Here is a 12,951-nt window from a genome sequence, read left to right on the forward strand (position 1 = left end):
GGCCAGGGACATCCCGAGGAGCATGCATGACCGACCTCTCCCCTGTCGTCTCCGAAGGCCTCGCCTGGCTGCACAAGCGCGGCACCGGAGTGCTCGCGCAGCGTATGGGCATCGAGTTCCAGGAGTTCTCCGCCGAGCGCTCCGTGGCGACCATGCCGGTCGAGGGCAACACCCAGCCCGTGGGTCTCCTGCATGGCGGCGCCTACGTTGTGCTGGGCGAGACGATGGGCTCGATGGCGGCCAACTACCACGCCGGTCCCGGACGGCTCGCGGTGGGCCTCGACATCAACGCCACGCACACCAGCTCGGCTCGCTTCGGTCACGTCACGGCGACCTGCACGGCCATCCATCTCGGCCGCACCACCACCGTGCACGAGATCGTCGTGGTGGACGAAGCGGGTCGTCGCTGCTCCACCGTGCGCATCACCAACCTGATCAAGGACCTCCCGCCCGTGCGCTCGGCGAACTGAGCGCGCGGCGCACCCAGACGGCGAAGGCGGGCCCGGATCTCCGGGCCCGCCTTCCGCACGTTCGAGGTGCTTACGCCTTCTTGGGCGAGAGCTGGTCGATGATCGCCTTCGCGACATCCTGCATGGTGAGGCGACGATCCATCGAGGCCTTCTGGATCCATCGGAACGCGTCGGGCTCGGACAGACCCATCTTCTCGTTGAGCAGTCCCTTGGCACGGTCGACGAGCTTGCGCGTCTCGAAACGCTCGACCATGTCGGCGACCTCGGCCTCGAGCGTGATGATCTGCTCGTAGCGGGCCAGCGCGATCTCGATCGCGGGCAGCAGGTCGTTCGGCGTGAACGGCTTCACGACGTACGCCAGGGCGCCCGCCTCGGTCGCGCGCTCGACGAGCTCCTTCTGGCTGAACGCCGTCAGCAGCACCACGGGCGCGATGTGGTTCTTGTTCAGGCGCTCCGCCGCGCTGATGCCGTCCAGCTGCGGCATCTTCACATCCATGATGACGAGATCGGGGCGCAGCTCGGTCGCCAGCTGCACGGCGGTCTCGCCGTCGCCGGCCTCGCCGACCACGTCGAACCCGTTGTCGCGCAGGATCTCGACGATATCGAGGCGGATCAGCGACTCGTCTTCGGCCACGACGACGCGGCGGGGGGCTGCGGGCGCCTGCCCGGTCTGCTCTTCGGTCACGATGCCATCCTAATTCTCCGGATCGATCCGGGCCGCCTCACGACGGGAGTGTCTTGTGAGTGCCGGTGGTGGGATTCGAACCCACACGCCCTTTCGGACAGCGCAGTTTGAGTGCGCCGCGTCTGCCATTCCGCCACACCGGCCCGAAAACGACGATACCGCCTCGCCCGGATGACTCCGGACGAGGCGGCATCGGAAGCGGCGGACGCCGCGTTCGACCTGCTTACTGCTGGTAGACCGGAGCGGCGCCGTTGACGGCGTCTCCGACCTTGTGCACACGCAGATCGTTGGTCGAGCCGGCGATTCCGGGAGGGGAACCGGAGATGACCACGACCTTGTCACCGATCTGCGCGAGACCGTTGGACAGGAGGTAGTCGTCCACCTGCGGGAACATCGCGTCGGTGTGCTCCACCATGTCGACGAGCACCGAGCGGATGCCCCAGGTGAGGGCCATGCGGTTCTGGATCGCGACGTCGGGCGTGAAGGCGATCATCGGGATGCCGGGACGCAGGCGCGAGAGGCGCCGCGCCGAGTCACCCGACTGCGTGAAGACGCACAGGAACTTCGCCTCGACGAACTCGGCGACCTCGACCGCCGCCAGCGTGATGGCGCCGCCCTGGGTCTTCGGCTTGTTCGTGAGCTTGCCGATGCGGTGGAGACCGTGCTCCTCCGTCGCCTCGACGATGCGGGCCATGGTGGCCACCGTGACGATCGGGTACTCGCCGACCGACGTCTCGCCCGAGAGCATGACCGCGTCGGCGCCGTCGAGGACGGCGTTGGCGACGTCGCTCGTCTCGGCGCGCGTCGGCACCGGGTTGGTGATCATCGACTCGAGCATCTGCGTGGCCACGATCACCGGCTTCGCGTTGCGGCGAGCCAGCTCGACGGCGCGCTTCTGCACCAGCGGCACGGCCTCGAGCGGCAGCTCGACGCCGAGGTCGCCGCGCGCGACCATGATGCCGTCGAACGCGTCGACGATGCCCTCGAGCGCCTCGACAGCCTGCGGCTTCTCGATCTTGGCGATGATCGGGATCCGACGGCCCTCTTCCGCCATGATGACGTGAGCACGCTGCACATCGGTCGCGTTGCGCACGAAGGAGAGCGCGATGATGTCGGCGCCCTTCTTCAGGGCCCAGCGCAGATCCTGCTCGTCCTTCTCGGACAGCGCCGGCACGTTGACCGCCGCGCTCGGGATGTTGATGCCCTTGTTGTTGGACACGTTTCCGGCGACGACCGTCTTCGTGGTGACCGTGCGCTCGTCGGCCTCGGTGACCTGCAGACGGACCTTGCCGTCGTCGATCAGGAGGTAGTCGCCCGGCTTCACGTCCTGCGGGAGACCCTTGTAGGTCGTGCCGCAGATGTCCTTGGTGCCCTCGATGTCGTCGATGGTGATCTTGAAGACGTCACCCTCGGCGAGGTAGTGGGGGCCCTCCTTGAACTTCCCGAGACGGATCTTGGGGCCCTGCAGGTCGACGAGCACGGCAACCGGCTTGCCGAGGTCAGCGGCGGCGCCGCGTACGTTCTCGTAGTTCGCGTCGTGGACCGAGTAGTCGCCGTGGCTGAGGTTCAGACGCGCAACGTCGACACCCGCCTCGATCAGCTCACGGACCTTCTCGCGTGTCGATGTCGCCGGCCCGAGGGTCGCCACGATCTTGGCACGTCTCAACTGCATACCTCCGCACAAGGTTTGGTCAGGGTGGGGTTGGGGGGGCCGCCGCAGAACTTCCGATCCGTGCGGCGGCCTTCGGGATCCTCTGTCAGCCTACGCCGGGCGGCAGACCGATCGCGACATCGGTGGGCCGCACCGGCGCCGGAAGCGCCGTCTCGCCCATCAGGAACGCGTCGACCTCCGCGGCGACCGAACGGCCCTCCGCGATCGCCCAGACAATGAGCGACTGGCCGCGGCCGGCGTCACCCGCGACGAACACACCGGGCGTGCTGGCCTGGAACGACGCGTCGCGCTCGACGTTGCCGCGCGAGGTGAACTGCGTCGAGAGCTGCGTCTCGAGAGCGTCACGCTCCGGGCCGGTGAAGCCCATCGCGATCAGAACGAGGTCGGCGGGGATCTCCCGCTCGGTGCCCTTCTTCGGCACGCGTCGGCCGTCGACGAACTCGGTATCGGCCACAACGAGCGCGCGGACCTCGCCCGCGGCGTTGCCGACGAACTCGACGGTGGATGCGAGGTACTGGCGCTCTCCACCCTCCTCGTGCGCCGAGGAGACCTCGAACACGGTCGGCATCATCGGCCACGGCTGGTGGTCCGGGCGGTCGTCACCGGGGCGCTTGCCGATGGCGAGGTTCGTCACGCTCAGCGCGCCCTGGCGGTGCGCCGTGCCGATGCAGTCGGCGCCCGTGTCGCCGCCGCCGATGACCACGACGTGCTTGCCGTCCGCCGTGATCTGGTTCGGGACGGTGTCCCCCGCCACGACCTTGTTGCCCTCGACGAGGTACTCCATGGCGTAGTGGACGCCGGCGAGGTCACGACCCGGGATGGGCAGATCACGCGGCACCGTGGATCCGGTCGCCACCACGACAGCGTCGTAGCGGGCGCGCAGATCCGACCAGGAGATGTCCTTGCCGATCTCGACGCCTGCGCGGAACCGAGTTCCCTCGTTCTCCATCTGGCGAAGGCGCGCCTCGACGTGCTTCTTCTCCATCTTGAAGTCGGGGATGCCGTAGCGCAGCAGCCCGCCGATGCGGTCATCCCGCTCGTACACGGCGACCGTGTGGCCGGCGCGCGTGAGCTGCTGGGCGGCGGCGAGACCGGCGGGGCCCGAGCCCACGACCGCAACCGTCTTGCCCGTCAGACGGGCCGGCGGGCGCGCCTCGACCCATCCGTTCCCGAACGCCTGATCGATGATCGACACCTCGATCTGCTTGATCGTGACGGCGGGCTGGTTGATGCCGAGCACGCACGCGCTCTCGCAGGGAGCGGGGCACAGCCGGCCCGTGAACTCCGGGAAGTTGTTGGTCGCATGCAGGCGATCGATCGCCGTGCGTCCCTCGCCGCGCCAGGTGAGGTCGTTCCACTCCGGGATGAGGTTGCCCAGCGGGCACCCCTGGTGGCAGAACGGCACACCGCAGTCCATGCATCGACCGGCCTGGCGCTTGAGCACGGCCGAATCGCCGGGCTCGTACACCTCCTTCCAGTCGAGGATGCGCACGGGCACGGGACGACGGGCGGGAAGCTCCCGCTCCGTCACCTTCAGAAAGCCCTTGGGATCAGCCACCGGTCACCTCCAGGATGCGGCTCCAGACGACGTCGCCGTCGGGGTCGAGCCCCTCGGCGACCGCCTCCTGGCGGGTCTGCAGAACGGCGGCGTAGTCGCGCGGGAGCACCCGGACGAAGTTCGCCGCCTCGGTCTCGAAGTCGGCGAGCAGGCGTTCGGCCAGCTCCGACCCCGTCTGGGCGACGTGCTGCTCGAGCAGGTCGCGGAGGATCTCGGCGTCGCCGGAGCCCAGCTCGGTGAGGGTGAGCTCACCGGACGCCAGGGACTCGCGGTTGACGAGGTCGTCGTTGAGGCGGTGGATGTACGCGGTGCCGCCCGACATGCCGGCGCCGAGGTTGCGGCCCGTGCGGCCGAGGATCACCGCGAGGCCGCCGGTCATGTACTCGAGCGCGTGGTCGCCCACGCCCTCGACGACGGCGGTTGCTCCGGAGTTGCGCACGAAGAACCGCTCGCCCACGATGCCGCGCAGGAACATCGTGCCCTGCGTGGCGCCGTAGCCGATGACGTTTCCGGCGATCACGTTCTCGGAGGCGTCGAACGCCGCATCCCGCGGCGGACGGATCGCGATCTGCCCACCCGAGAGACCCTTGCCGACGTAGTCGTTGGAGTCGCCTTCGAGTCGCAGCGTGATGCCGTTCGGAAGGAACGCACCGAATGACTGTCCGGCGGATCCGGTGAGGCGGACCTCGATGGATCCGGCCGGCAGACCGTGCTCGCCGTGCGCCCTGGTGACGTGGTGGCCGAGCATGGTCCCGACCGCGCGAGCGGTGTTGCGCACCGGCATCTCGATCGTCACCTGACCACCGTGCTCGATCACATCGCGCGCCCGCTCGATGAGCGGGATGTCGAAGTGGTCCTCGAGCTCGTGGTCCTGCTCGGTGGTCTGGCGGCGGGGCTCGCCCTCGCCGAAACGCGGGCCCATCAGGATCGGCGACAGGTCGAGGCCCGACGCCTTCCAGTGGTCCACGGCGCCGTCGACGTCGAGCAGCTCGACGCGACCGATGACCTCGTCCAGGGAGCGGAAGCCGAGAGCGGCGAGGTGCTCGCGCACCTCCTCCGCGACGAACTCCATGAAGTTCACGACGTGCTCGGCCTTGCCGGTGAAGCGCGAGCGCAGCACCGGGTTCTGCGTCGCGACGCCCACGGGGCAGGTGTCGAGGTGGCAGACGCGCATCATGATGCATCCGCTCACGACGAGCGGAGCCGTTGCGAATCCGAACTCCTCCGCACCGAGCAGAGCGCCGATGATGACGTCACGGCCGGTCTTGAGCTGACCATCGACCTGGACGGACACGCGGTCGCGCATGTTGTTGAGCATGAGCGTCTGCTGCGTCTCCGCAAGACCCAGCTCCCACGGCGTACCCGCGTGCTTCAGCGAGTTCAGCGGGCTGGCACCCGTGCCGCCATCGTGGCCGGACACGAGGATCACGTCGCTGAGCGCCTTGGCGACGCCCGCGGCGACCGCGCCGATGCCCGACTGGCTCACCAGCTTAGTGTGGATGCGGGCGGAGGGGTTGGCGCGCTTCAGATCGAAGATCAGCTGCTTGAGGTCCTCGATCGAGTAGATGTCGTGGTGCGGCGGCGGTGAGATGAGTCCCACACCGGCCGTCGCGTGACGGGTGCGCGCGACCCACGGGTACACCTTGCCCGGCGGCAGCTGACCGCCCTCGCCGGGCTTGGCGCCCTGGGCGAGCTTGATCTGGATGTCGTCCGCCTCAGTGAGGTACAGGCTCGTGACGCCGAAGCGTCCCGAGGCGACCTGCTTGATCGAGCTGCGACGCTCGGGGTCGAGCAGGCGGTCGACGTCCTCGCCGCCCTCACCGGTGTTCGACTTGCCGCCGATCCGGTTCATGGCGATCGCGAGAGTCTCGTGCGCCTCCTTCGAGATGGAGCCGTAGCTCATCGCGCCGGTGGAGAACCGCTTGACGATCGCGGAGACGGGTTCGACCTCGTCGATCGGCACCGGGCGACGCACACCCGTGCGCAGGCGGAAGAGGCCGCGCAGGGTCTTCAGCTCGGTGGCCTGGTCGTCCACGAGCTTCGTGTACTCGCGGAAGATGTCGTACCGGCGCGTGCGCGTCGAGTGCTGGAGCTTGAAGATCGTCTCCGGGCTGAACAGGTGCGGCGAGCCGTCGCGGCGCCACTGGTACTCGCCGCCGGTCCACAGGCGCTCGTGCGAGCGGACCGCCTCGTCCTCGGGGTACGCGTAGTCGTGACGCTCCTGGTTCTCGGCGTACACCTCTTCGATGCCGATGCCGCCGAGTTTCGTCTCGGTGCCCGTGAAGTACTCCTCCACGAACTCCTCCGACAGACCGACGGCCTCGAACACCTGCGCGCCGGCGTACGACGACACCGTCGAGATGCCCATCTTCGACATGATCTTGAGCACGCCCTTGCCGAGCGCGTAGATCAGGTTCTTGACGGCCTTCTCGGGCGTGACGTCGGTGATGACGCCCGTGCGGACGAGGTTCTCGACCGTCTCCATCGCCAGGTACGGGTTCACCGCGGACGCTCCGTAGCCGAGCAGCGTCGCGACGTGGTGCACCTCCCGCACATCGCCTGCCTCGACGATCAGCGCCACCTTCATGCGCGTCTCGTTGCGGATCAGGTGGTGATGGATCGCCGACACCATCAGCAGCGACGGGATGGGCGTCAGATCCTTGTTCGAATCACGGTCGGACAGGATGATGAACTCCGCGCCATCGGCGATGGCCGCGTCGACCTCGGCGTACATCTCCTCGAGGCGCTCCGGCAGCGACTGGGGACCGGCATCGAAGTGGTACAGGCCGCGGATCGTCGCGCTCGAGCGGTCAGGAAGAGCCTTCGAGATGTGCTGGATCTTCGCGAGCTCGTCGTTGTCGATCACCGGGAAGTCGAGCCCGATGGAGCGCGCGTGATCCTGGCTCTCCGTGAGGAGGTTCTCGCTGCGGCCGATGCCCACCTTCAGGCTGGTGACGACCTCCTCGCGGATCGAGTCCAGCGGCGGGTTGGTGACCTGCGCGAACTGCTGCACGAAGTAGTCGAACAGCAGGCGCGGACGCTTGCTGAGCACGGCGATCGGGGTGTCGGAGCCCATGGCGCCGAGCGGCTCGGCTCCCGTGCGCCCCATCGGCGCGAGCAGGATCCGGACCTCCTCCTCCGTGTACCCGAAGGTGCGCAGGCGGCGGTTGATCGAGGCGACGGGGTGAACCAGGTGCTCGCGGTCCGGCAGGTCGGCAAGGCGGACGGTGCCGTTGTCGAGCCACTGGCGCCACGGCTGCATGGTCGCGAGCTCGCGCTTGACCTCGGCGTCCTCGATGATGCGCCCCTGCGCGGTGTCGACGACGAACATGCGCCCCGGAAGGAGGCGACCCCGACGCTTGATGCGCTCCGGCTCGAAGTCGAGCACGCCCGTCTCCGAGCCGATCACAACGAGGCCGTCGGTCGTCTCGGTCCAGCGCCCGGGGCGCAGGCCGTTGCGGTCGAGCATGCCGCCGACGATCGTGCCGTCGGTGAAGATGAGCGATGCCGGGCCGTCCCACGGCTCCATCTGCAGCGAGTGGTACTCGTAGAACGCCCGCAGGTCGTCGTCGATGTCCGGCTGCTTCTCGTAGGCCTCGGGGACCATCATCAGCATCGCGTGCGGCAGACTGCGGCCGGTCAGCGTGAGCAGCTCGAGAACCTCGTCGAAGGACGCCGAGTCGCTCTGACCGTCGAGGCAGATCGGCAGAAGCGGGCGGACATCGCCCAGCAGATCCGAGGCGAGCTGCGACTGGCGGGCGCGCATCCAGTTGCGGTTGCCGCCGACGGTGTTGATCTCGCCGTTGTGCGCCATCATGCGCAGCGGCTGCGCGAGCGGCCACGACGGGAACGTGTTGGTCGAGTACCGGCTGTGCACGACAGCGAGCTCGGAGGCGAAGCGCTCGTCCTGCAGATCCGGGTAGAAGGGCTCCAGCTGGAGCGTGGTGACCATTCCCTTGTAGCCGATGGTACGGCTCGAGAGGGTCACGAAGTAGGCGTCGAGCTCATGCTGAGCACGCTTGCGCAGCCGGTAGGCGACGCGGTCGAGTGCGATGCCGGACAGCCCGGTGCGCGAGACGAACAGCTGCTCGAACGCGGGGCGCGCCTCGTACGCCAGGCGGCCGAGGTGCTCGTCATCGACCGGCACGTCGCGCCATCCGAGGACGGTCAAGCCCTCTTCGGCGGCGATGCTCTCGATGCCCGCCTTCTGCTTCGCGCGAGCGGACTCATCGCGCGGCAGGAACATCAGACCCGCGGCGTACTCTCCGGCGGGCGGCAGCGGGAAGCCGGCCACGGCTCGGAAGAACTCGTCGGGCATCTGGGTGAGGATGCCGGCGCCGTCGCCGGTTCCCGCGTCGGAGCCGATGGCTCCTCGGTGCTCCAGGTTGCGGAGCGCGGTGAGGGCCTGCGAGACGATCTCGTGGCGCGGCTCACCGCTCAGGGTCGCGACCATCGCGAGGCCGCACGCGTCCTTCTCGAACGCGGGGTTGTACATGCCCTGCTTCGGGGGGTACGCGCCGGAGGCGCCGTACGGGGGCTGGAAGTACATGTTGCTCTACCGTCCTCGGGCTCGAAGAGAGATCGGGGCGTCGTTGGCCCGGGTGAATCACCGCACCGACTGCTTCGATCGATCCTCGCGTCCTTTCCGAAAGGACGGCAGAGTTTCAGCCCTTCGCTGTGTCGCTTGTGGCCTCAGCGGGGTCGTTGGTGACCTCGGACGCAGGCGGTTCGCTGACGTCGACGAAATCGGTGGGGTTCTCCGATTGTAGCGCCTCAGCGCGGGGGCCCTTGCTGCGCGACACGTAGGGCGACGGTTCGATGCCCTTGTGGCGTCGCTGGACGATCAGGATGGCGATGCCGAGGACCACGCCGACGATGGCCGCCCAGACGTTGGTGCGAAGGCCCAGGTAGATCTCGCTGGGGTCGATCCGGATGGACTCCCAGACCACTCGACCCGCCGAGTACCAGATCAGGTAGAGGGCGAAGAGGCGGCCCCACTGCAGGCGCAGGCGGTTGCCGATCCAGAGCAGGAAGAGGACACCGAGAACGTTCCAGACCACCTCATAGGCGAACGTGGGGTGGAAGAGCGTGTCGGCGGGGAGGCCCAGCGGGCGGGCCGGGTTGTCGGCGTCGATCTCGAGGCCCCACGGCAGGTCGGTGGGCCAGCCGAACAGCTCCTGGTTGAACCAGTTGCCGAATCGTCCCATCGCCTGTGCGAGGAGGAGGCCCGGGGCCAGCGCATCCGCGAAGGTGAAGAAGCGGATGCCGGTCCAGCGGCAGCCGAGCCACGCTCCGACGGCGCCGCCGATGAGCGCGCCGTAGATGGCGATGCCGCCCTCCCAGATCCGGAACACCGCCCACAGGTCTGCGCCCTCGCCGAAGTAGAACCCGGGGTGGGTCAGCACGTGGAAGATGCGCGCGCCGATGATGGCGAGCGGCACGGCCAGCAGGCAGATGTCGATCACGACCCACGGCTCCGCGCCGCGCTTGGTCAGACGGTGGTTCGTCATCAGCGCGGCCACGATGATGCCCGCGATGATGCACAGCGCGTAGAAGTGGATGCGCAGCGGGCCGAGGTCCCAATAGCTCACCGAGGGGCTCGGAATGCTCAGGGGGACGCTCGCCAGGACCGTAGACAGCATGATCTCGAGTCTAGTCAGCCGCGGGAGCGCCTCCCGACACGTTCACCCGTGACGCGCGCGGCGCGCCCCGGGGTCGCCGCCTACGAAAGCCGAGAGGACCGGATCGCCATGCGATCCGGTCCTCGAGACGTTCTCGCGCCGTCAGGCGCGCGCGGTGCCTGCGGCGAGTTCGCGCGTGGTGGCCGCGAGCTGCTCGAGGCCGCCGTCGCGCAGGGCGCGCACCAGCGCGGTGCCGACGATCGCGCCGTCTGCGTACTGCAGGACGTCCGTGATCTGCTGCGCGGTCGAGATGCCGATCCCGACGCAGGCGCGTGCGGCTCCGTGCTGCTGCAGGCGTCCCACGAGCGTGCGCGCCGCGGCGTCCAGCTGCGCGCGTTCGCCGGTGATGCCCATCGTGGAGACCGTGTAGACGAAGCCCGTCGTGTTGCGGATCACCAGCTCGAGACGCTCGTCACTCGACGTCGGGGCGGCGAGGAACACCCGATCCAGCCCGGTGCGCTCACTCGCGGCGATCCAGTCCGGCGCGGCCTCGGGGGTGATGTCCGGCGTGATCAGTCCCGCTCCCCCGGCCGCGGCGAGGTCATCCGCGTAGCGGTCGACGCCGTACTGCACGACCGGGTTCCAGTAGGTCATGACGAGCACCGGAACGTCCACCCGGGCGGCGATCTCGCGGACGGCGGTGAAGGTGTCGCGCGTGCGGAATCCCGCGGCGAGGGCGGCCTGCGTGGCCTCCTGGATGATCGGGCCGTCCATCACCGGATCGCTGTAGGGCGGGCCGAGCTCGAGGATGTCGACGCCGTTCTCCGCGAGCGTGACCGCCGCCTCGATGCTCGTCTCGAGATCCGGGTATCCGATCGGCAGGTAGCCGACGAACGCGCCCCGTCCCTCCGCCTGGGCCTTCGCGATGGCGGCTTCGACGGCGCTCACGCCTGCTCCTCCGGCTCGTCGTACAGCTCGAAGTACCGAGCGGCGGTGTCCATGTCCTTGTCGCCGCGGCCGGAGAGGCACACGGCGATGATCGCCTCCGGGCCGAGCTCGCGACCGATGCGCAGTGCCCCCGCCAGCGCGTGCGCCGACTCGATGGCCGGGATGATGCCCTCGGTGCGGCTCAGCAGGCGCAGCGCCTGCATGGCCTCGTCGTCGGTCGCGGGGATGTACTCGGCCCGGCCGATGTCCGCCAGCCACGAGTGCTCGGGGCCCACCCCGGGATAGTCGAGTCCGGCCGAGATCGAGTGCGACTCGACCGTCTGACCGTCTTCGTCCTGCAGCACGTAGGTGCGGGCGCCGTGCAGCACACCGGGGCGACCGCGTTCGATCGATGCCGCGTGACGCAGGGTGTCGACGCCGTCGCCGGCCGCCTCCACGCCGTACAGCCGCACGTCGGCGTCGTCGAGGAAGGCATCGAACATGCCGATCGCATTGGATCCGCCGCCGACGCACGCGAGAACCGCATCGGGCAGGCGGCCGGTGCGCTCAAGGAGCTGCGCCCGGGCCTCCTCGCTGATGATCTTCTGGAAGTCGCGCACCATCGCCGGGAAAGGGTGCGGGCCCGCGGCGGTGCCGAAGATGTAGTTGGTGGTCTCGACGCTCGCGACCCAGTCGCGATACGCCTCGTTGATGGCGTCCTTCAGTGTGCGCGAGCCGGTCGTGACCGGGATGACGTCCGCGCCGAGCAGGCGCATCCGGGCGACGTTGAGCGCCTGGCGCTCCGTGTCGACCTCGCCCATGTAGATCGTGCACTCGAGCCCGAACAGCGCGGCGGCCGTGGCCGTGGCGACGCCATGCTGGCCCGCACCGGTCTCGGCGATCACCCGCGTCTTGCCCAGGCGCTTGGTGAGCAGAGCCTGGCCGAGCACATTGTTGATCTTGTGCGAGCCGGTGTGGTTGAGATCCTCACGCTTGAGGAACACTCGCGCTCCGCCGGCGTGCTCGGCGAAGCGCGGCACCTCGGTGAGCGCCGACGGGCGCCCGGCGTAGTTCAGCAGCAGCTCGGCCAGCTCGGCTCGGAACGCCGGATCGGCCATGGCCGCCTGGTGCGCATTCGCGAGCTCGTCGATGGCCGCGACGAGCGACTCGGGCATAAATCGCCCGCCGAAGTCGCCGAAGAACGGCCCGTGCTGGTCACGCAGGCTCGTTGTGGTGTCGCTCATCTGCCTGCCTCCAGGAACGTCTTGAGGGTGGCGACGGGATCGCCGGTCACCAGGGCCTCGCCGATCAGCACCGCGTCGGCGCCTGCGGCCCGGTAGTGGGCAACGTCCTCGGGCGTGAGCACCGCCGACTCGGCCACCTTGATCGCATCCGCCGGGATGTGCTCGACGAGGCGTCCGAACAGGTCGCGGTCCAGCTCGAACGTCGACAGGTCACGGGCATTCACGCCGATCAGACGCGCGCCCAGGTCTGCGGCCCGTGCGACCTCGTCCGCCGAATGCGTCTCGACGAGCGGCGTCATGCCGAGCTCGGTGATCAGGGCGTACAGCTCGGCCAGCAGAGGCTGCTCGAGCGCCGCGACGATCAGCAGCACAAGATCTGCGCCCGCGGCACGGGCCTCGAGCACCTGGTACGGCGTGGCGATGAAGTCCTTGCGCAGCACCGGCAGGGAGACCCGTTCGCGCACCGCGGTCAGGTCGTCCAGCGAGCCCTTGAAGCGGCGCTGCTCGGTGAGCACGCTGATCGCTGACGCCCCGCCCTGCTCGTACAAGCTGGCCTGGAGAGCCGGGTCGGGGATCGCCGCCAGGTCACCTCGCGACGGGCTCGCGCGCTTGACCTCTGCGATGACACGCACGACGTCGGCGGGCGCGAGGGCGGCCAGCGCGTCGCGCGCGCCGGTCTGCGCCAGCGCGGCCCGCTCGACCTCGGCGAGGGGACGCGTGAGACGACGCTTCTCCGCGTCCTCCACCGAGCCCGCCGTGAGGTCGGCGAGCAGC

Annotated in this window: 9 protein-coding genes and 1 tRNA gene; 1 reads left to right on the forward strand and 9 read right to left on the reverse strand. The window is 69.0% G+C overall.

All coding sequences use genetic code 11. From position 1 onward, the window contains the following. Positions 1-26 precede the first annotated feature (26 nt). Positions 27-470, forward strand: a complete 444-nt coding sequence (locus tag J5V96_RS12010; RefSeq protein ID WP_208504069.1) for a hotdog fold thioesterase — start codon at positions 27-29, stop codon at positions 468-470. A gap of 70 nt (positions 471-540) precedes the next feature. Here the strand turns inward: J5V96_RS12010 and J5V96_RS12015 are convergent, their stop codons facing one another. From J5V96_RS12015 to trpC, 9 genes are all read right to left on the reverse strand, one after another. Next, positions 541-1,158, reverse strand: coding sequence for an ANTAR domain-containing response regulator (locus tag J5V96_RS12015; RefSeq protein WP_372439944.1), 618 nt, complete (start codon positions 1,156-1,158; stop codon positions 541-543). A gap of 57 nt (positions 1,159-1,215) precedes the next feature. After that, a tRNA-Leu gene (locus J5V96_RS12020) sits at positions 1,216-1,298 on the reverse strand. Between the two features lie 80 nt (positions 1,299-1,378). Then, positions 1,379-2,821: a pyruvate kinase gene (gene pyk, locus J5V96_RS12025; protein WP_208504258.1), complete on the reverse strand. Its 1,443-nt coding sequence runs from the start codon at positions 2,819-2,821 to the stop codon at positions 1,379-1,381. Positions 2,822-2,912: 91 nt separating this feature from the next. Beyond that, positions 2,913-4,385: a glutamate synthase subunit beta gene (locus tag J5V96_RS12030; RefSeq protein ID WP_208504073.1), complete on the reverse strand. Its 1,473-nt coding sequence runs from the start codon at positions 4,383-4,385 to the stop codon at positions 2,913-2,915. Further along, a complete protein-coding gene (gene gltB / locus J5V96_RS12035) occupies positions 4,378-8,934 on the reverse strand; it encodes a glutamate synthase large subunit (protein ID WP_208504075.1) in 4,557 nt (1,518 codons plus the stop codon). Before gltB ends, J5V96_RS12030 begins: the two co-directional genes overlap by 8 nt. A gap of 115 nt (positions 8,935-9,049) precedes the next feature. Next, positions 9,050-10,027 (reverse strand): prolipoprotein diacylglyceryl transferase, encoded by a 978-nt coding sequence (gene lgt / locus J5V96_RS12040; RefSeq protein ID WP_208504077.1) that lies wholly within the window; start codon positions 10,025-10,027, stop codon positions 9,050-9,052. Positions 10,028-10,168: 141 nt separating this feature from the next. Beyond that, a complete protein-coding gene (trpA, locus tag J5V96_RS12045; RefSeq protein WP_208504079.1) occupies positions 10,169-10,954 on the reverse strand; it encodes a tryptophan synthase subunit alpha in 786 nt (261 codons plus the stop codon). After that, positions 10,951-12,177: a tryptophan synthase subunit beta gene (gene trpB / locus J5V96_RS12050; protein ID WP_208504081.1), complete on the reverse strand. Its 1,227-nt coding sequence runs from the start codon at positions 12,175-12,177 to the stop codon at positions 10,951-10,953. Before trpB ends, trpA begins: the two co-directional genes overlap by 4 nt. Then, positions 12,174-12,950: an indole-3-glycerol phosphate synthase TrpC gene (gene trpC, locus J5V96_RS12055; RefSeq protein WP_208504261.1), complete on the reverse strand. Its 777-nt coding sequence runs from the start codon at positions 12,948-12,950 to the stop codon at positions 12,174-12,176. The genes trpB and trpC overlap by 4 nt, the downstream gene beginning before the upstream one ends. Position 12,951 lies beyond the last annotated feature (1 nt).

The organism is Microbacterium stercoris (genome assembly GCF_017592545.1).
Lineage (GTDB): Bacteria > Actinomycetota > Actinomycetes > Actinomycetales > Microbacteriaceae > Microbacterium > Microbacterium stercoris.

What these genes read in the sequence shown, in the direction of transcription:
- gltB (WP_208504075.1), bottom strand. Translation starts at nt 8,934, where the DNA reads ATGTACTTCCAGCCCCCGTACGGCGCCTCCGGCGCGTACCCCCCGAAG.
- J5V96_RS12010 (WP_208504069.1), top strand. Translation starts at nt 27, where the DNA reads ATGACCGACCTCTCCCCTGTCGTCTCCGAAGGCCTCGCCTGGCTGCAC.
- lgt (WP_208504077.1), bottom strand. Translation starts at nt 10,027, where the DNA reads ATGCTGTCTACGGTCCTGGCGAGCGTCCCCCTGAGCATTCCGAGCCCC.
- trpB (WP_208504081.1), bottom strand. Translation starts at nt 12,177, where the DNA reads ATGAGCGACACCACAACGAGCCTGCGTGACCAGCACGGGCCGTTCTTC.